At 67.4% G+C, this 17,783-nt stretch carries 22 protein-coding genes, 1 tRNA gene and 1 pseudogene; 17 read left to right on the top strand and 7 right to left on the bottom strand.

All coding sequences use genetic code 11. The features are described 5' to 3' along the window. From rpmH to prmC, 6 genes are read left to right on the top strand one after another with little or no spacing between them, the layout of a single operon-like run. Complete coding sequence (rpmH, locus tag QT17_RS02570) at positions 1 to 147, top strand: 50S ribosomal protein L34 (protein WP_014516087.1); 147 nt, start codon at positions 1 to 3, stop codon at positions 145 to 147. Beyond that, on the top strand, positions 117 to 485 hold the full coding sequence (gene rnpA / locus QT17_RS02565) for a ribonuclease P protein component (protein WP_081995761.1): 369 nt from the start codon (positions 117 to 119) through the stop codon (positions 483 to 485). Before rpmH ends, rnpA begins: the two co-directional genes overlap by 31 nt. A 5-nt stretch (positions 486 to 490) precedes the next feature. After that, on the top strand, positions 491 to 733 hold the full coding sequence (gene yidD / locus QT17_RS02560; protein ID WP_039455895.1) for a membrane protein insertion efficiency factor YidD: 243 nt from the start codon (positions 491 to 493) through the stop codon (positions 731 to 733). Next, positions 730 to 2,022 (top strand): YidC/Oxa1 family membrane protein insertase, encoded by a 1,293-nt coding sequence (locus tag QT17_RS02555; protein WP_039455893.1) that lies wholly within the window; start codon positions 730 to 732, stop codon positions 2,020 to 2,022. Before yidD ends, QT17_RS02555 begins: the two co-directional genes overlap by 4 nt. Before the next feature lie 9 nt (positions 2,023 to 2,031). Continuing rightward, the gene (locus QT17_RS02550; protein ID WP_039455891.1) at positions 2,032 to 2,619 is read left to right on the top strand and encodes a R3H domain-containing nucleic acid-binding protein; all 588 of its coding nucleotides are present in this window, start codon (positions 2,032 to 2,034) and stop codon (positions 2,617 to 2,619) included. Further along, positions 2,582 to 3,412 (top strand): peptide chain release factor N(5)-glutamine methyltransferase, encoded by an 831-nt coding sequence (gene prmC / locus QT17_RS02545; RefSeq protein WP_039455889.1) that lies wholly within the window; start codon positions 2,582 to 2,584, stop codon positions 3,410 to 3,412. The genes QT17_RS02550 and prmC overlap by 38 nt, the downstream gene beginning before the upstream one ends. Here the strand turns inward: prmC and QT17_RS02540 are convergent. Together QT17_RS02540 and lptB are read right to left on the bottom strand one after the other, a co-directional pair. Next, entirely contained in the window at positions 3,344 to 4,729 is a 1,386-nt protein-coding gene (locus QT17_RS02540; protein WP_039455887.1) for a DUF3084 domain-containing protein, read from the bottom strand. The genes prmC and QT17_RS02540 overlap by 69 nt on opposite strands. After that, complete coding sequence (gene lptB / locus QT17_RS02535; RefSeq protein ID WP_039455885.1) at positions 4,730 to 5,458, bottom strand: LPS export ABC transporter ATP-binding protein; 729 nt, start codon at positions 5,456 to 5,458, stop codon at positions 4,730 to 4,732. Between the two features lie 54 nt (positions 5,459 to 5,512). Between lptB and gltX the strand changes: the two genes are divergently transcribed. From gltX to ftsY, 3 genes are read left to right on the top strand one after another with little or no spacing between them, the layout of a single operon-like run. Then, the gene (gene gltX / locus QT17_RS02530) at positions 5,513 to 6,925 is read left to right on the top strand and encodes a glutamate--tRNA ligase (protein ID WP_039455883.1); all 1,413 of its coding nucleotides are present in this window, start codon (positions 5,513 to 5,515) and stop codon (positions 6,923 to 6,925) included. Positions 6,926 to 6,956: 31 nt separating this feature from the next. Beyond that, positions 6,957 to 7,394, top strand: a complete 438-nt coding sequence (locus tag QT17_RS02525; protein ID WP_039455881.1) for a hypothetical protein — start codon at positions 6,957 to 6,959, stop codon at positions 7,392 to 7,394. After that, positions 7,394 to 8,308: a signal recognition particle-docking protein FtsY gene (gene ftsY, locus QT17_RS02520; RefSeq protein ID WP_039455879.1), complete on the top strand. Its 915-nt coding sequence runs from the start codon at positions 7,394 to 7,396 to the stop codon at positions 8,306 to 8,308. The genes QT17_RS02525 and ftsY overlap by 1 nt, the downstream gene beginning before the upstream one ends. Here ftsY and QT17_RS13855 read toward each other — a convergent pair. After that, positions 8,305 to 8,457, bottom strand: a complete 153-nt coding sequence (locus QT17_RS13855; protein WP_161791372.1) for a DUF5522 domain-containing protein — start codon at positions 8,455 to 8,457, stop codon at positions 8,305 to 8,307. The genes ftsY and QT17_RS13855 overlap by 4 nt on opposite strands. A gap of 30 nt (positions 8,458 to 8,487) precedes the next feature. Here QT17_RS13855 and QT17_RS02515 point away from each other — a divergent pair. Beyond that, a pseudogene (locus QT17_RS02515) lies at positions 8,488 to 8,894 on the top strand (disulfide oxidoreductase). Here QT17_RS02515 and QT17_RS02510 read toward each other — a convergent pair. From QT17_RS02510 to QT17_RS02500, 3 genes are all read right to left on the bottom strand, one after another. Next, positions 8,891 to 9,541 (bottom strand): chromosome segregation protein ScpA, encoded by a 651-nt coding sequence (locus QT17_RS02510; protein WP_039455877.1) that lies wholly within the window; start codon positions 9,539 to 9,541, stop codon positions 8,891 to 8,893. The pseudogene QT17_RS02515 and the gene QT17_RS02510 sit on opposite strands and share 4 nt — an antisense overlap. Further along, the gene (trpS, locus tag QT17_RS02505) at positions 9,538 to 10,551 is read right to left on the bottom strand and encodes a tryptophan--tRNA ligase (protein ID WP_039455875.1); all 1,014 of its coding nucleotides are present in this window, start codon (positions 10,549 to 10,551) and stop codon (positions 9,538 to 9,540) included. The genes QT17_RS02510 and trpS overlap by 4 nt, the downstream gene beginning before the upstream one ends. Positions 10,552 to 10,596: 45 nt before the next feature. After that, positions 10,597 to 10,683 (bottom strand) — tRNA-Leu (locus tag QT17_RS02500). A 248-nt stretch (positions 10,684 to 10,931) separates the two neighbouring features. Here QT17_RS02500 and leuC point away from each other — a divergent pair. From leuC to ilvD, 7 genes are read left to right on the top strand one after another with little or no spacing between them, the layout of a single operon-like run. Further along, on the top strand, positions 10,932 to 12,350 hold the full coding sequence (gene leuC / locus QT17_RS02495) for a 3-isopropylmalate dehydratase large subunit (RefSeq protein ID WP_039455873.1): 1,419 nt from the start codon (positions 10,932 to 10,934) through the stop codon (positions 12,348 to 12,350). Between the two features lie 11 nt (positions 12,351 to 12,361). Then, a complete protein-coding gene (gene leuD / locus QT17_RS02490; RefSeq protein WP_039455871.1) occupies positions 12,362 to 12,967 on the top strand; it encodes a 3-isopropylmalate dehydratase small subunit in 606 nt (201 codons plus the stop codon). Further along, positions 12,964 to 14,001: a 3-isopropylmalate dehydrogenase gene (gene leuB, locus QT17_RS02485; RefSeq protein ID WP_039455869.1), complete on the top strand. Its 1,038-nt coding sequence runs from the start codon at positions 12,964 to 12,966 to the stop codon at positions 13,999 to 14,001. Before leuD ends, leuB begins: the two co-directional genes overlap by 4 nt. A 5-nt stretch (positions 14,002 to 14,006) precedes the next feature. Further along, positions 14,007 to 14,540 (top strand): Uma2 family endonuclease, encoded by a 534-nt coding sequence (locus QT17_RS02480; protein WP_039455867.1) that lies wholly within the window; start codon positions 14,007 to 14,009, stop codon positions 14,538 to 14,540. Continuing rightward, positions 14,537 to 14,983, top strand: a complete 447-nt coding sequence (locus tag QT17_RS02475) for a hypothetical protein (RefSeq protein ID WP_039455865.1) — start codon at positions 14,537 to 14,539, stop codon at positions 14,981 to 14,983. The genes QT17_RS02480 and QT17_RS02475 overlap by 4 nt, the downstream gene beginning before the upstream one ends. Then, positions 14,980 to 15,714, top strand: a complete 735-nt coding sequence (locus QT17_RS02470) for an SDR family NAD(P)-dependent oxidoreductase (RefSeq protein ID WP_039455862.1) — start codon at positions 14,980 to 14,982, stop codon at positions 15,712 to 15,714. Before QT17_RS02475 ends, QT17_RS02470 begins: the two co-directional genes overlap by 4 nt. Then, entirely contained in the window at positions 15,711 to 17,378 is a 1,668-nt protein-coding gene (ilvD, locus tag QT17_RS02465; RefSeq protein WP_039455859.1) for a dihydroxy-acid dehydratase, read from the top strand. The genes QT17_RS02470 and ilvD overlap by 4 nt, the downstream gene beginning before the upstream one ends. On the opposite strand, the gene QT17_RS02460 is transcribed toward ilvD, so the two are convergent. Then, entirely contained in the window at positions 17,375 to 17,752 is a 378-nt protein-coding gene (locus tag QT17_RS02460; protein WP_039455857.1) for a cytochrome c, read from the bottom strand. The two genes, ilvD and QT17_RS02460, sit on opposite strands and share 4 nt — an antisense overlap. Positions 17,753 to 17,783 lie beyond the last annotated feature (31 nt).

The raw sequence follows: 17,783 nt of genomic DNA, 5'->3' as shown, positions 1-17,783 counted from the left end.
ATGAAAAGGACCTGGCAGCCCAACCGGAGGAAGCGGGCCAAGACCCACGGCTTCCGGGCCCGCATGAAGACCCCAGGCGGCAGGAAGGTGCTGAAGCGCAGGCGGCAGAAGGGCCGCTGGCGCCTCACGCCCAAGGTGAACGCCTAAAGGCCCCGCCCCCCGCCCCGGGGGGCAAACTCGTTTCCTTAAAGGGCGACCGGGACTTCGCCCGCCTGCGCAAGGGCAAGGCGGGGCGGGGGCGGTACGTGAGCGTGAAGTGGCTCCCGGCTTCCGAACTCCGGGTGGGCATCGTGGTCTCCAAAAAAGTGGGCAAGGCGGTGGTGCGCAACAAGGTGAAGCGGCGCCTGAGGGAGATCCTCCGCCGCCTCCACCTGCCCAAGGCCCACCTCCTGGTGGTGGCGAGCCCCGAGGCCCGGGAGGCGAGCTACGCCGAGCTCTTCCAGGACCTGGTGCGCGCCCTGAGGAAAAGCGGGCTGATACAATAGGCGGCGTGCGCAGGCTCCTCGTACTCCTGATCAAGGCGTACCGCCGGTACGTTTCCCCCCTCAAGCCCAAGACCTGCCGGTTTCACCCCACCTGTTCCGCTTACGCCCTCGAGGCCCTGGAGCGCCACGGGGCCTTTTGGGGAAGCTATTTGGCGGCGCGGCGGATCCTAAAGTGCCACCCCCTAAACCCCGGGGGGCTAGACCCTGTGCCCCTGGTTTTCCCGATGAGGAAGGAGGGGGCGCGATGAGGCAACTCCTGGCCCTCGTGGCGCTTTTGGCGCCCGCCTTGGCCCTCGAGGCCACCTTCAAGGACGTGGACGTGAACGGGGACGGCACCCCGGAGAAGGTGGCGGTGACCAACCTCATGGACCTGGCCTTTGACCAAAAGGGCCAGATCGTGGGCTGGTACGTGAAGACCTACAAGGGCACCGGCATCGGCGACTACACCCGGGCCCCTAACCTGGCGGAAGGGAGCCCCGTGGTGACCCCGGAAGGCTTCTCCCCGGAAAAGGCGGAGTTCTTGGTGGAGGATGGCCGCCTCCTCGCCCGCTTCCACGGGCGGGAAGGCACCCTCACCTACCGCATAGAAAAGGGGCGCTACACCCTGCGGGTGGAGGCGGACTTCCCCTTAACCCTCAAGCTTAAAGCCCAGGGCCAGCCCAAGGTCCTCCTGGCTGGGGAAAAGGAGCCCGCCCCGAGCGGGGAGGGAAGCCTCCGCTACCTGGCCTGGCAGACCAAGCCCAAGGCGGGCTACGCCCTGGTGGCCTTCGCCGAGAAACCCTTTTTGGGCAAGCTGGTGGGCAGGGAAGGGGAAGTGAGGCTAGAAAGGGGCAAACCCCTCAAGCTTTACGGCGGCCAGAACGAGCTGGTGCGCTTCCACGTGGAGGGGCTCCTTGCCCTTCCCGGGCTTTTTAGCCCCAACATCTGGGGCCAGCTCTCCTTGGGCTTACTTTGGCTCATGGAAACCGCCTTCCGCTACACGGGGAGCTGGGGCCTCGCCATCCTCTTCCTCACCCTGGTGGTGCGCCTCCTCCTTTGGCCTTTAATGCACCAGCAGTTCAAGAGCATGGCGGAGATCCAGCGCCTCCAGCCCCTCATCCAGAAGATCAACGAGAAGTACAAGGACGACCCCAACAAGCGGGCCGAGGCCACCATGAAGCTCTACCAGGAGCACAAGGTGAACCCCGCCGCCGGCTGCCTGCCCCTTTTCATCCAGATGCCCATCCTCTTCATCCTCTGGAAGGTGATCGCCAACTACGAGTTCGGCCAGGGACTTTTGTGGATCCCCGACCTGGCCCTGCCCGACCCCTTCTACGTCCTCCCCGCCCTCTACGTGGCCACCACCTTCCTCTCCACCTGGCTTTCCGCCCACGGCAACAAGGACCTCATCCGCCAAAGCCTCTTCATGAACCTGATCTTCATCTTCCTGGTCCTGCAGTTCCCCGCCGGGGTGACCCTCTACTGGGTGCTCTCCAACCTCATCGGGGTGGCGCAGCAGTGGCTCATCAACCGGAGCCTGAAGCCAATGGGGGCGTAAACTTGAGGCATGGACGAGAAGAAAAAGAGCATTGACGACCTCCTCTCCGACCTCGGGGTCCTGGAAGAAGCCCCGGTGGAGGTGGAGCTCAAGGAAGCGGGGAAGGAACCCCGCCCCCAAGGGCCCAAGGAGGTGCTGGAAGCCTTCTTGGTGGGCCTTCTCCTCCGCTTGGACCCAGCGCACTACGTGGAAGTCCGCCAGGAGGGAAACCTGCTCAAGGCGGAGGTCAAGGGCGGTGACCTGGGCCGCTTCATCGGCAAGGAGGGGCGCACCCTGAAGGCGGTGGAATACCTGGCGGGGGTGGTCCTGGCTAAGCACTTCGGCGGGGCGTACCGGGTGGTCCTGGACGCCGCCGGCTACCGCAAGCGACAGGAGGACAAGATCCGCCGCATGGCCGAGGACGCCGCCCTCACCGTGGCCATGACCGGGGAGCCCTTGCACCTCCCCCCCATGCGGCCCTCGGAGCGGCGCATCGTCCACATGCTCCTCAAGAACCACCCCCAGGTGACCACGGAAAGCCAGGGGGAGGGCGAGGCGCGCCACGTGGTGGTCTACCCCCGTGATAAGGCTCCTCCGGGCGCTTCAGGCGCGGCTTAAGGCGGCGGGGCTCCCCGAGGGGGAGGCTTGGGACCTCCTGGCCTTGGCCACGGGGCTTTCCCGGAAAGACCTCCTCCTCCGGCTGGCCGAGCCCCCGCCCCCGGGAGCCGAGGAGAAGGCCTGGGCCCTTCTGGAGAAGCGTCTTGCCCGCTACCCCCTGCAGTACCTCTTGGGGGAGGTGGAGTTTTTCGGCCTGCCCCTAAGGGTGGAAGAGGGGATCCTCATCCCCCGGCCCGAGACGGAGGGCCTGGTGGCCTTGGCCCTGGCCCTTCCCCTCCCCCCAAGGCCCAGGGTCCTGGACGTGGGCACGGGCACCGGGGCCATCGCCCTCGCCCTGAAAAGCCGCCTGCCCGAGGCGGAGGTCTACGCCACGGACGTGGACGAAAAGGCCCTGCGCCTGGCGGAGGAAAACGCCAAGCGGCTTGGGCTTAAGGTCCGCTTCCTCAAAGCCCCCCTCACGGGGGGGCTTAGGGGGCTGGACCTGGTGGTGGCCAACCCCCCTTACCTCCCCGAGGCCTACCGGGAGGCGGCCCCCCCGGAGCTGGCCTACGAGAACCCCCTGGCCCTTTACGCCGGGGAAGAGGGGCTCGCCGTGGCCCAGCCCTTGGCCCTGGAGGCGGAAGGGGCCTTAAGGCCGGGGGGCTTCCTGCTTCTGGAACTGGCGCCGGAAAACGTCCACCGCCTGGCGGCAGCGCTTCGGGAAAGGGGCTGGGAAGCGGAGGTGCTACGGGACCTGGCGGGTCGGGACCGGTACCTCCGGGCCCGGCGGCCCCCCGAGGAGGCGGAAGGCTAGGAGGGGCCGCTCCGTGGTCCACAGCTCCTTCTCCGCCACCACCCCCACCCGCACCACCCCCTGCCGCCCTTTCAGGAGGGCAAGGCCCCGGGCCAGTTCCTCCGGGGAGGGGAAGGTGGCGTATTCCGGGGGAAACCCCGCTTCCAGAAGGCGCTTCCTCGCCTCTTCCCCCAGGCGCTCCAGGGCCTCTTGGTTGCGGGCGGGCGTGCTCAGGCGAAAAGTGGCGCTACTCAGGACCTCCCCCTCGGCGAAGGCCCGCTTTTCCGGGTAGAAGCGCACCTGCACCAAAAGCTTGCCCTCTTGGTACCCGGCCCCCTCGAGGACCGCAAGCCCCGGGCCCCTGACCTCCCCCAGAAGCTCCACCCCCCGGAAGCCCTGGAGGAGGGCCCGCCTTTCCGCCACCCTCTCCAGCACCGCCCGGCCCTCCTCCGTCCCCAGGCGCACCTCCCCCAGGTAAAGCCCTTGGCTTAGCCGCACCAGGCTCTGGGCCAGCTGCCCCTTTTCCCCCTGCAGGACCTCCGCTTGGGCCAAAAGGCTCAGGAGGCGCTCCTCCGCCTGGCGGAGCTCCCGCCGGGTGCGCTCCAAGGCGGCCTTAAGCCCCTCCGCCTCCTGGGCGAGGCGGGCCCGCTCTTCCCTCGCCCCTTCCAGGCGGGCCTGGGCCTTCGCGAGCTCCTCCTGGAGGCGGCGCCTTTCCGCCTCGAGGCTCCTCGCCGCCTCCTGGAGGCCCTTTAGGCGGCTCTCTAAGCCCTGAAGCTCCCGGCTCCTTTCCCCAAGCTCCTTGTTCTTTAGGGTGAGGAGGTTGGCCAGCTCCTCCCGCTCCGCCTTAAGCCGCCCCGTTTCCTGGAGAAGGGCCTTTCGCTCCTGGGTGAGGGCCTGGACCTGGCGGGAAAGGGCCTGGGCTTCCCCCTCGAGGCGGCGCCTCACGGCCTCCGCCGCCGCCAAGGCCTCGGAAAGCTCCCGCCTTTCCACCCGCAAAGCGTTGAGCTCCGCCAAAGCCCGGGCCGCCTCCGCCTCCATGGCCGCCTTGGCCCGCAAAAGCACGTCCCGCTCGGCCCTTAGCGCATCCCGCTCCTTGCGGATGGCCGTGGCCTCCAGGATCACCTCCCGGGCCTCGCGAAAGACCAAGAGGAAGCCCAGGTAGCTAAAAAGGGCGATGCCCACCCCGGTGAAGACGGCGATCAGGGTGGCGGTCTGGCGAGGGCGAAGTCCAAAGAGGCGGTAATGGCGCTTCCCCGCCCACTTGGCCACCTTGTCCCCCAGGTAGGCCACCAGGGCAGCGAGGAAGAGGATGAGGAATAAAAGCGCCCAAAAGGTCATCTAAAGCTCGTAATCCTCACCCAGGTAGTGCCGCCTTACCCCCTGGTCTTGGGCGAAGGTGTCGGGGTCCCCGTGGAAGAGGACCTGGCCGTCGTACATCAGGTAGACCCGGTCGGTGATGGCCAGGGTCTCCCGCACCGCGTGGTCGGTGATGAAGACCCCCACCCCCCGCCTTTCCCGGAGCTCGGCGATGACCTTTTGGATCTCCCGCACGTTCTTGGGGTCCACCCCGGTAAAGGGCTCGTCCAGGAGGATGAAGTCGGGGTCGGTGCAAAGGGCCCGGGCGATTTCCAACCGCCGCCTTTCCCCCCCAGAAAGGGCGTAGGCCAGGCGGTCTTTTAAATGGTAAATGGAGAGCTCCTCCAGAAGGGCTTTGGCCTTTTCCAGGCGCTCTTTTTTGGAAAGAGGCTGGAACTCCAGGATGGCGAGGAGGTTTTCCAGTACGGTCATCCGCCGGAAGGCGCTGGGCTCCTGGGGCAAATAGCCGAGGCCGAGCCGGGCCCTTTTGTACATGGGCAGGCGGCTCACCTCCTGCCCCTTTAGGTAGATGCGCCCCGCGGTGGGCTTGATGAACCCCACCACCATGTAAAAGGTGGTGGTCTTCCCCGCCCCGTTGGGGCCGAAGAGGGCCACGATCTCCCCCCGCTTCAGGTGAAGGTCCACCCCCCGCACCACCTCCTTGGGGCCGTAGCGCTTGCGCAAACCCTGGGCCAGAAGCTCCCCGTCCATTACCCCCAAGCCTAAGGCCCGGCCTTTAAGCGCGGATGAGATAATGGGCGAGGTATGGTGGTGACCCGCATTGCCCCAAGCCCCACGGGGGACCCCCACGTGGGCACGGCCTACATCGCCCTTTTCAACTACGCCTGGGCCCGCAAAAACGGGGGGCGCTTCCTGGTGCGCATAGAGGACACCGACCGCGCCCGCTACGTGCCGGGGGCGGAGGAAAGGATTTTGGCCGCCCTCAAGTGGCTCGGCATCACCTACGACGAAGGCCCCGACATCGGCGGCCCCCATGGGCCTTACCGCCAGTCGGAAAGGCTTCCCCTTTACCGACAGTACGCTGAGGAGCTTTTGCGGCGGGGGTGGGCCTACCGCGCCTTTGAAACCCCGGAGGAGCTGGAACAGATCCGCAAGGAAAAGGGGGGATACGATGGCCGGGCCCGGAACATCCCCCCGGAGGAGGCGGAGGAGCGGGCTAAGCGGGGCGAGCCCCACGTGATCCGGCTCAAGGTCCCCCGCCCCGGCGCCACCGAGGTGAAGGACGAGCTCCGGGGGGTGGTGGTGTACGACAACCAGGAGATCCCCGATGTGGTCCTCCTGAAGTCCGATGGGTACCCCACCTACCACTTGGCCAACGTGGTGGACGACCACCTCATGGGGGTCACGGACGTGATCCGGGCGGAGGAGTGGCTGGTTTCCACCCCCATCCACGTCCTCCTCTACCGGGCCTTCGGCTGGGAGGTGCCCAAGTTCTACCACATGCCCCTTCTGCGCAACCCCGACAAGACCAAGATCAGCAAGCGGAAAAGCCACACCTCCTTGGAGTGGTACAAGGCGGAGGGGTTTTTGCCCGAGGCCCTGCGCAACTACCTCTGCCTCATGGGCTTTTCCATGCCCGATGGACGCGAGATCTTCACCCTGGAGGAATTCATTGCGGCCTTCAGCTGGGACCGGGTGTCCTTGGGGGGGCCCGTCTTTGACCTGGAGAAGCTCCGGTGGATGAACGGGAAGTACATCCGGGAGGTCCTCTCCCTGGAGGAAGTGGCCGAGCGGGTGAAGCCCTTCTTGCAACAGGCGGGGCTTTCCTGGCCCGAGGAGGCCTACCTGCAAAGGGCGGTGGCCCTCATGCGCCCCCGCTTTGACACCCTCAAGGAGTTCCCGGAAAAGGCCCGCTACCTCTTCGCCGAGGACTACCCCTTCTCGGAGAAGGCCCTGGCCAAGCTGCGGGAGGGCCTACCTCTCCTCCGGGAGCTCCTTCCCGCCCTAAGGGCCCAGGAGGACTGGAGCGAGGCCGCCTTGGAAGGCCTCCTAAGGGGGTTCGCCGAGGCGAGGGGCCTCAAGCTGGGCCAGGTGGCCCAACCCCTCCGGGCCGCCGTCACCGGCAGCCTGGAAACCCCGGGGCTTTTTGAGATCCTGGCCCTTTTGGGCAAGGAGCGGGTCCTGGGGCGGCTTGCGCGGGCCCTGGCCGCCTCGTGAAAAGAAGCGCGAAAGGGCTATACTGGGCGGGATGAGGCGGGTTTTCGTCCTCTTGTTCCTGCTCGGTTTGGCCGGCGCCCAAAGCGCCATCCAGATGCGCTTCGGCCACGGGGAAGCCCTGGGCCTCACCTTTGGGGCCGGGGTGGAAAGCCACTTAAGACAGAACCTGGTGGGCCGCCTCACGGCGGAGCTCGCCCCCGCCGCTCCCGGGGTGGCTTTGGAGGCCGCCCTCCTCTTCAAGCCGGACCTGGGCCAGTACGAGCCGGGCCTACAGGGCCTCCTCCCCTACTTCGGGGGCGGCTTGGGCGCCCTCTTGGGGCCACGCCCCACCGCCGGGGTGGGCTTCACCCTGGGCCTCGAGGGCCTTCTGGACCCCTACACGGGCCTCTTCGCCGAGGGGAGCTACGTCTACGGCTTCGCCGACTTCCCCAAGGTCTGGCGCTTCGCCCTGGGGGTAAACTTCCGCTGATGGGCTTCTTTGACCGCCTAAAGGCCGGGCTCGCCAAGACCCGGGAAACCCTCCTCAAGGCCATCCCCTGGGGCGGCAACCCCGAGGAGGTCTTGGAAGAGCTGGAGATGGCCCTCCTGGCCGCCGACGTGGGGGTGGCGGCCACGGAGGAACTCCTGGCGGAGCTCAAGGCCTCGGGAAGGAAGGACCTGAAGGAGGCGGTGAAGGAAAAGCTCGTCCAGATGCTGGAGCCGGACGAGCGCCGGGCAACCCTGCGCAAGCTGGGCTTCCGCCCCCAAACCCCCAAGCCCGTGGAGCCCCAAGGGCACGTGGTGATGGTGGTGGGGGTGAACGGGGTGGGCAAGACCACCACCATCGCCAAGCTGGGCCGCTACTACCAAGCCTTGGGCAAGAAGGTGATGTTCTGCGCCGGGGACACCTTCCGCGCCGCCGGGGCCACGCAGCTCGCCGAGTGGGGCAAGCGCCTGGGCATCCCCGTGATCCAAGGCCCCGAAGGGGCGGACCCCGCCGCCCTCGCCTTTGACGCCGCCCAGGCCCGAAAGGCGCGGGGTTTTGACCTCCTCTTCGTGGACACCGCCGGCCGCCTCCACACCAAGCACAACCTGATGGAGGAGCTCAAGAAGGTGAAGCGGGCCATCGCCAAGGCCGACCCCGAGGAGCCCAAGGAGGTCTGGCTGGTACTGGATGCCGTCACCGGGCAAAACGGCCTGGAGCAGGCCAAGCGCTTCCACGAGGCGGTGGGCCTAACCGGCGTCATCGTCACCAAGCTGGACGGCACCGCCAAGGGAGGGGTCCTGGTGCCCATCGTGCGCACCTTGAAGGTGCCCATCCGGTTCATCGGGGTGGGGGAGGGCCCGGAGGACCTCCAGCCCTTTGACGCCGAAGCCTTCGTGGAGGCCCTTCTAGAAGCCTAATCCTCCTCCTTGGGCCGCCAGGGGCAGTGGCGGCACCCCGAGCCGCAGCAGTAGCCCCGCTTGCGGTGGTAAGCCTCGGTGAAGACCATCCTATCCCCTTCCCAGTAGAAGTCTTCCCCTTCGCGCAACGCCTCGTCCTCGCCCTTCACAAGCACCAGTTTAGGGGTATGCTTTAGCCGATGAAGCGCGGCGCTTTCCTCCTCAGCTTCGCCTGGGTGGTGGCCCTGGTGGCCACCTTGGGTAGCCTCTACTACTCCGAGGTGCGGCTTTTCCTCCCCTGCGAGCTCTGCTGGTACCAGCGCATCTTCATGTACCCGCAGCGGTGATCCTGGGCCTCGCCCTCTGGCGGCAGGACCTTGGGGTGTGGCCCTACAGCCTCACCCTTTCCCTCATCGGAGGAAGCATCAGCACCCTGCACCTTATGGAGCAGCGCTTCCCTGACCTCTTCACCCTGGCCTGCAAGCCCCCGGTGCCCTGCTCCGTGGAATACATCCCCCAGTTCCCCATCCCCTTGCAGGCCCTGATCGCCTTCCTCCTCATCGCCATCAGCATGGGGCTTCTGGCCCGGGAGGCGAGGCGGGGTTAGGCCAAGCGCCGCGCCTCGAGGGCACCCTCCACCTCCACGTAGAGGGGAGCGAAGGGAGCCTCCTGGTGAAGCCGCACCCGCCCGAGGCGGCGGGCCTCCAAAAGGGCGGCGAAGCCCACCACCTTTTCCTCCCAGGAGGGAAGGGGTAGGCGGTGGAAGGCCACCCGGCCCTTCAGGAAGGGCAAAAGCCTAGCCCAGGCCTCCTGCAATCCAAAGGCCTCCCGCGGCAGGTGAAGCACCGCCTTGCGGAAGGGGCGGGCCGCCTCGGCCAAGACCCCGGGGGGAAGCCGCAGGGAAGGCCTGGGCACAGGGGGAGGCGCCGTTGGGTAGAGCCGGGCCCGCTTGGCCAAACGCCCTTCCAAAAAGGCCACGGCCTCGGAAAGGTCCAAAAGAACCCGCACCAAGGGGGCTTCCTCCCCCTCCTCCTTGGGCGTCAGGGCCTTCTCCGGAGCGAGCTTCAGGACGAGGAGCTCCGCCAAAAGGGGCAGAAGCTCGGCCTTGGCCTTTAGGTCCTCCGGCACCTGGGAAAGGGCCTGCTCCACCACCTGGAGGACGGGGAGGTCCTTGGGGGAAAGCCGCCCCCGCCTTAGGGCCTCCCGGAGCTCTGAGGGAGACCCGGCAAAACCAGGAAACGCCAAGCGGATCACGCCGGGACCGGCCGCTTCTTGGGCAGGAGGAGGCCCACCTTCTCCCGCACCTCTTCCATGGTGGCCGCCGCCACCCCCCGCGCCCGCTTCGCCCCCTCCACCAAAACGTCCATCACGTAGTCGGGGTCCCGCTTAAGCGCCTCCGCCCGCTCCCGAATGGGCCTTAGGGTCTTCATCATCTCCTCAAAGAGGATGCGCTTCACCACGTACGTGCCCACCCCCGCCTTGCGGTACTCCTCCTTCAGGACCTCCACCAGCTCCTTGGGGGCGAAGTAGGAGAGGTAGGTGAAGACGATGGTCCTCTCGGGGTCCCCGGGGTCGGAAAGCCGAATCCTCTGGGGGTCATCGGGCAGGTGCTGGATCTTCTGCCAGATGCTCTCCTCGGGCTCCAGAAGGCCGATGGTGTTTCCCAGGGACTTGCTCATCTTGGCCTTGCCGTCAATGCCCGGCACCCGGGGGGCCTCCGGGTTCAAGAGGGCCTCGGGCTCGGGGAAGGTTTCCCCGAAGAGGTGGTTGAAGCGGCGGGCGATCTCCCGGGTGAGCTCAATGTGCTGCACCTGGTCCTCCCCCACCGGCACGGTGTCCGCCTTGTAGATGAGGATGTCCGCCGCCTGCAAAACGGGGTACATGAGGAGGCCGCTCCAGATGGTTTCCTGCTTGCTGGCCTTGTCCTTGAACTGGGTCATGCGGGTGAGGTCGCCTAGGGGGGTGAGGGTGGTGAAGACCCAGGCAAGCTCCGTGTGCTCGGGCACGTGGGACTGGACGAAGAGGGTGACCTTGTCCGGGTCAAGCCCGGCGGCGATGTTCACCAAGGCCGCCTCAAAGGTGCGGCGGGCCAGGGTCTGGGGATCGTAGGCCAGGGGGTTGGTGAGGGCGTGGTAGTCCACGATGCAAAAGAAGGCCTCCCGGCCCAGCTTCTCCCCGATGGCCACCCACTGCTTGATGGCCCCCAGGTAGTTGCCAATGTGGATCTCCCCCGAGGGCTGGATGCCCGAGAGGACGCGCTTCATGGCCTAAGTGTAGCAAAAGGTTTGGGCCCCCTTGCGGGGGCCTTTTGGTGCCGGGGGCGGGACTTGAACCCGCACGCCCTTGCGGGCACATGACCCTGAATCATGCGCGTCTACCAATTCCGCCACCCCGGCAGACGCAAGGGTCATTGTAGGGGGACGGGCGCTTCCCGTCAAGCTGGCCCCTTCTCCAGCCAAGGAGCCCCCTTCCACCCCCTTCCCCGAAATCCCACCTTGACCAAAGGGCCCCGAAACCCTTAGGCTAGGGGGCAATGCGGCGGGGCATTCTGCTAGACCTAGACCGGGCGGGCCCGGTCTAGGGAGGCCTTTCCGCTTTCCCCCGGGCCCCAAGGACCCGGGGGGCTTTTTATAGGGAGGGAACCATGGGAAAAACGCTTTACGAGAAGGTTTGGGAAGCCCACGAGGTGAGGAAGCTCAGAAACGGGCAGAGCCAGCTCTTCATAGACCTGCACCTCCTGCACGAGGTGACGAGCCCCCAGGCCTTCGGGATGCTGAAGGACCTGGGGCTCAAGGTGCGCTACCCCCACCGCACCTTCGCCACCGTGGACCACATCGTCCCCACCCACGACCGCACCGAGCCCTTCCAAGACCCCTTGGCCCAGAGCATGCTGGACGCCCTCCGGCAAAACACCAAGGAGCACGGCATCACCTTCTTTGACCTGGGGAGCGGAAACCAGGGCATCGTCCACGTGATCGGGCCCCAGCTTGGCCTCACCCAACCCGGGATGACCATCGCCTGCGGCGACTCCCACACCTCCACCCACGGGGCTTTTGGGGCCGTGGCCTTTGGCATCGGCACGAGCCAGGTGCGGGACGTTCTCGCCACCCAAACCCTCGCCGCCCAAAAGCTCAAGGTGCGGCGGATCAACGTGGAGGGGAAGCTCGCCCCTGGGGTCTACGCCAAGGACGTGATCCTCCACATCATCCGCCACCTGGGGGTGAAGGGGGGCCTGGGGTACGCCTACGAGTACGGCGGGAGCGCCGTGGAGGCCATGGACATGGAAAGCCGCATGACGCTTTGCAACATGTCCATTGAAGGTGGGGCCCGGGTGGGCTACGTGAACCCCGACGAGACCACCTTCCGCTACCTCGAGGGCCGCCCCTACGCCCCCAAAGGGGCCGAATGGGAGGAGGCCAAGAAAAGGTGGCTCGCTTGGCGTTCCGACCCCGACGCCGCCTATGACGACGTGGTCACCTTCCGCGCCGAGGAGATCGCCCCCACGGTCACCTGGGGCATCACCCCGGGGCAGGCCATCCCCATTGACGGGCGCATCCCCCTCTTGGAGGAGCTTCCCGAGGAGGAGCGCCCCGTGGCCGAGGAAGCCTTGGCCTACATGGGCTTTCGGCCGGGGCAGCCCATCAAGGGGGTGCCCATCCAGGTGGCCTTCATCGGAAGCTGCACCAACGCCAGGCTTTCCGACCTCCGGGAGGTGGCCCGCCACCTCCAGGGGCACAAGGTGAAGAAGGGGGTGCGGGCGCTGGTGGTGCCGGGCTCCGAGTGGGTGGCGAAGCGGGCCGAGGAGGAAGGGATCGCCGAGATTTTCCGCCAGGCGGGGTTTGAGTGGCGCAACCCGGGGTGCTCCATGTGCCTGGCCATGAACCCGGACCGCCTGGAAGGGGATGAGCTTTGCGCCTCCAGCTCCAACCGCAACTACAAAGGGCGCATGGGAAGCCCCAGGGGGCGCACGGTGCTCATGAGCCCCCTCATGGTGGCAGCGGCGGCGGTGGCCGGGGAGATCGCCGACGCCCGGGAGGTCTTCGGCGTGGTGGGCGCGCGCTGAGGAGGTGGAAGATGCTGGAGAAGTTCACGATCATCCGGGGAAGGGCGGTGCCCCTGCGGGGCGAGGACATTGACACGGACCGGATCATCCCGGCCCGCTTCATGAAAGCCCTCACCTTTGAGGGCTTGGGCCAATACCTTTTCTACGACGAGCGGTTTGACGAAAAGGGCAACCCCAAGCCCCACCCCCTGAACGACCCCCGCTACCAGGGGGCGAGCATCCTTTTGGTGGAGTCGGGCTTTGGCTCGGGCTCTAGCCGCGAGCACGCTCCCCAGGCCATCAAACGGGCGGGGTTTAGGGCCATCATCGGGGAGAGCTTCGCCGAGATCTTCTTCGGCAACGCCACCGCCATCGGCCTTCCCTGCGTGACCCTAGCCCCGGAAGACCTGGCGGTGCTCTTCCAGGCGGTGGAGCAAGACCCCGGGCTGGAAGTGGAGATAGACCTCGTCAACAAGGAGGTGCGCTTTGGGGACCGGGTGGCCCCCCTCTTCATTCGGGAGGAGGCCCGGGAGGCCCTGACCCAGGGGCTTTGGGACCCCATCGGGGAGCTTTTGGAGGCGGGGGAGCTTCTGGACGCCTTTGACCGCAAGCTTCCCTACCCCAGGAGGGCGGAATGAAGGTGGCGGTGCTTCCCGGGGACGGCATCGGCCCCGAGGTGACGGAGGCCGCCCTAAGGGTCCTGAAGGCCCTGGACGAGGCGGAGGGCCTTGGCCTCACCCACGAGGTCCTCCCCTTCGGGGGAGCGGCCATAGACGCCCACGGGGAGCCCTTCCCCGAGGTGACGCGGCGGGGGGTGGAGGAAGCCCAAGCGGTGCTTTTGGGAAGCGTGGGCGGGCCCAAGTGGGACAACCTTCCCCGCAAAATCCGCCCCGAAACCGGCCTCCTCGCCTTAAGGAAAAGCCAGGACCTCTTCGCCAACCTCCGCCCCGCCAAGGTCTTCCCCGGGCTGGAGAAGCTTTCCCCCTTGAAGGAGGAGATCGCCCGGGGGGTGGACGTCCTCATCGTGCGGGAGCTCACCGGGGGGATCTACTTTGGGGAGCCCAGGGGCATGTCCGAGGCGGAGGCCTGGAACACGGAACGCTACAGCAAGCCCGAGGTGGAGCGGGTGGCCAAGGTGGCCTTTGAGGCGGCGAGGAAGCGGAGGAAGCACGTCACCAGCGTGGACAAGGCCAATGTCCTCGAGGTGGGGGAGTTCTGGCGCAAGACCGTGGAGGAGGTGGGGCGGGACTACCCCGAGGTGGTCCTGGAGCACCAATACGTGGACGCCATGGCCATGCACCTGGTGCGAAGCCCCGCCCGCTTTGACGTGGTGGTGACGGGCAACATCTTCGGGGACATCCTCTCGGACCTGGCGAGCGTCCTCCCCGGCTCCTTGGGGCTCCTCCCCTCCGCCTCCTTGGGCCGGGGCACCCCGGTCTTTGAGCCGGTGCACGGCTCCGCCCCGGACATCGCCGGCAAGGGGGTGGCCAACCCCACCGCCGCCATCCTTTCCGCCGCCATGATGCTGGAGCATGCCTTCGGCCTGGTGGAGCTGGCCCGGAAGGTGGAAAAGGCAGTGGCGCAAGCCCTGGTGGAAGCCCCACCCCCCGACCTAGGGGGCACCGCGGGCACCCAGGCCTTCACGGAGGCCGTGCTCCGCCGCCTAAAATGAGGAAAATGGTCCGCCACCGCTTCAGCGCCGAGGACTTCCACCGAATGGGGGAAGCGGGCATCCTCCCCGAGGACGCCCGGGTGGAGCTGGTGCAGGGGGAGGTCCTGGAGATGAGCCCGGTAGGAAAGCGGCACGTGTACGCCTTGAACGCCCTTTTGGACCTTCTTGCCCCCCTAAGGGGCCAGGTGGTCCTCTCCGTGCAAAACCCCTTGGTGCTGGAACCGGAAACAGAGGTATACCCTGACCTCGTCCTGCTCAGGCCACCGAGGGAAGCCTATCGGAACCGTCTACCTGAGGGAAAGGACGCCCTCCTGGTCATAGAGGTGGCGGAGAGCTCCTTAGACTACGATCTCCGGGTGAAGGTTCCCCTCTACGCCCAGGCCGGGGTGCCCGAGGTCTGGGTGCTGGACCTAACCCGGGACCGGCTCCACCGCTTCAGCGAGCCCCAAGGCGGGGCCTACCGGTACCACCAGACGCTGGAAGAGGGCATGCTGGAAGTCCTCGGCCTCTCCTTCCCCCTCCAGGAGGTCCTCCCATGACCCACTGCCGGCTCACCCCAGAAGGATTCCCTCGCACGGCGGAAGCTGGGGTCCTTCCCGAGGACCTGCGGCCGGGGCTCGGGGAGATGAACCCCATCCGTCCCAAGCTCGCTGCCGCCATGCGGCCGCCCACCGCCCGCTTCGCCCCTCTCGCCGCCCGCGGCGAGGCCCCGCTTTCCGCGCAGAACCCCCTGGTGGCTGCCGGGTCCGGGCCCTATCCCAACCGCGCCCTCCTGATGGCGGAGGGGGTGGGCACGCCCTTGTGCCCCGATCCCACCCCCAAGTTCCCCCGCTACGCCCAGGCCGGGGCGCCCAAGGCCTGGGCAGTGGACCTCGAGGGCAGGCGCGCCCTCCTCCACCGCCGCCCCGAAGGCGGGGCCTGCTGGGAAGGGGAAAACCAGCCCCCCCTCCGCGTGGAAATCCCCACGGAGGAACTCCTATGAGAAAAACCCTCATCCTCACCGGGGCGAGCCGGGGCATCGGCAGGGCCCTAGCCCTGGAGCTCGCCAAGGCGGGCTACGACCTGGTGCTCAACGCCCGCTCGGAAGCTCCCCTAAGGGGCGTGGCGGAGGAGGCCCAGGCCCTGGGGGCCAGGGTGGCCCACGTGGCGGGAAGCGCCGGCAAGGCCGAGGTGGCGGAGGCCTTGGTGGAGAAGGCGGCGGGGCTTGGGAACTTCTTCGGCTACATCCACAACGCCGGGGTCCTCCACCCGGGGCCTTTGCTCTATGAGGTGGCGGAGGCTCTCTTTATGGAGGTCCTCGAGGCCAACCTGATCGCCGGCTACCAGCTCGCCCGCTTCGCCTACCCCCTCCTAAGGCGCCAGGGGGAGGGGCTTGCGGTCTACGTGGGCTCGGGAGCGGCGGAGACAAACCTCCCCGGCATCGGCGCCTACGCCGTGGCCAAGGCGGCGGAGGAGCACCTGGCGCGGCAGCTGGCCGCGGAGGTGCCCGAGGTGGCCTGTTTGGTTTACCGCCCCGGGGTGGTGGAAACGGAAATGCAGCGCCAGGCCCGCGAGGCGCAGGGAAGCGCCGCGCCCGTGCTCCAGCGGGTCTTTAGGGGCTACAAGGAAGAAGGGCTTCTGCTCACGCCGGAGGAGGCAGCCAGGGCCCTGGTGTGCCTTCTTCCCAAGGCGAGGCAGTACCACGGCAAAACCGCCAGCTGGAGGGACGCATGAGATCGGACCGCATCAAGAAGGGACTGCAGCAGGCCCCGGCCCGGAGCATGTTCCGGGCGGTGGGGGTGGGGGACGAGGACTTCGCCAGGCCCTTTGTGGGGGTGGTGAACACCTTCACCGACGGGATGCCCTGCAACTTTCACCTGCGGCAACTGGCCCTAGACCTTAAAGCGGGCCTAAGGGAAGCGGGCCTGGTGCCCTTTGAGTTTGGGGCCCCCGCCGTCTCTGACGGCATCAGCATGGGCACCCCAGGCATGCGGGCAAGCCTCGTTAGCCGCGAGGTCATCGCCGATAGCATTGAGCTCATCGCCCAAGGCTACCTCTACGACGGCATGGTGGCCCTTTCCGCCTGCGACAAGACCATCCCCGGGGGGGCCATGGGGGTCATCCGAAGCGGCGTCCCCGGCATGGTCCTCTACGGGGGGACCATCGCCCCCGGGGAGTGGCGGGGCAGGAAGCTCACCATCGTGGAGGTCTTTGAGGCGGTGGGCCAGCGGGCGGCGGGCAAGATCACGGACGAGGAGCTTTTGGAGATAGAAAAGCGGGCCATCCCCGGCCCCGGGGCCTGCGGCGGCCAGTACACCGCCAACACCATGGCCATGGCCCTGGAGGTCCTGGGCCTCTCCCCCGTGGGCTACAACGCCATCCCCGCCGTCCACCCGGAAAAGGCCCAGGCCACCCGGGAGGCGGGGCGGATCCTATCGGAGGCCATCGCCAAAGACTGGAAGCCCAAGGACTTCCTCACCCGCAGGAGCTTCCTCAATGCCATCGCCACCGTGGCCGCCACGGGGGGGAGCACCAACGCCGTGCTCCACCTCCTGGCCATGGCCAAGGAAGCGGGGGTGGAGCTCAGCCTGGACGACTTTGACCAGGTTTCCCGCAAGACCCCGGTCATCGCCGACCTGAGGCCCTGGGGCACCTACACCGCCTGGGAGCTTTACGAGGCGGGGGGCACCGCCTTGGTCTTTAAGCGGCTTTTGGAAGCGGGCCTCCTCTTTGGGGAGGAAAAGACCCTCACTGGAAGGACCCTGGCGGAGGAGGTGGAGCGGGCCTACCGGGAGCGGGAGGGGCAGCGGGTGGTCTTCCCCGTGGAAAGGGCCCTAAAGCCCCACGGCGGCCTGGTGGTCCTAAAGGGAAACCTCGCCCCCCAAGGGGCGGTTTTGAAGCTCGCCGGCACCGAGCGCACCTTCTTTGAGGGGCCCGCCCGGGTCTTTGACTCGGAGGAGGCGGCCATGGAAAAGGTCCTCAAGGGGGAGATCCGCCCGGGGGACGTGGTGGTCATCCGCTACGTGGGGCCCAAGGGAGCCCCCGGCATGCCGGAGATGCTCTCCGTGACCAGCGCCATCGTGGGGGAAGGCCTGGGCCCCGAGGTGGCCCTCCTCACCGACGGCCGCTTCTCCGGGGGCACGCGGGGCCTCATGATCGGCCACATCGCCCCCGAGGCCTTCGTGGGCGGCCCCATCGCCCTCCTGGAAGAGGGGGACCGGGTGCGGATAGACGTGGAGAACCGCCGCCTCGAGGTCCTCCTCCCCGAGGAGGAACTCGCCCGGCGCAAAGCGAGGTGGCAACCTCGCCCCCCCGCCTTCCGCCACGGCCTTTTCGCCCGCTACGCCGCCTTGGTGCGCCAGGCGGACGAGGGCGCCACCCTGGAAGACCCCCTTTAGGGGCGCTTCACCCCGTCGGGGGTGAGGTTTAAGCCCCGCCCCCGGCGCACCTCTTCTGGGGTGAAGGGCTCCCCCTTGGCCCCCAGCAGGGCGCGGAGGTGGTTCAAAAGGGAGGCGAGCTCCTCGTCCTTGAGCTGGGCGAAGCCGGGCATCAGCCCTGCCTCGCCCTTCTTGCCGTAGAGGACCACCAGGACCAGGTAGCGCCGCCCTTCTGGGGTGGCGAAGAGGGGCGCCACTCCTTGAAGGGAGGGGTAAGGGCGCACCCCTTGGCCCTTCTCCCCGTGGCACAGGGCGCAGGTCTTCCCCCAAAGGGCCTCGGTCCCTTGACCCCACGCCAGACCCAAGGCCAGGAGAAGGGCCAGGAGCTTCCTCATGGGTCAAGCTTACCCCATCCCTCGCCAAACG

This window comes from Thermus sp. 2.9, from assembly GCF_000794385.1.
GTDB classification, from domain to species: domain Bacteria; phylum Deinococcota; class Deinococci; order Deinococcales; family Thermaceae; genus Thermus; species Thermus thalpophilus.
This window is presented reverse-complemented; position numbering and strand designations above follow the sequence as displayed.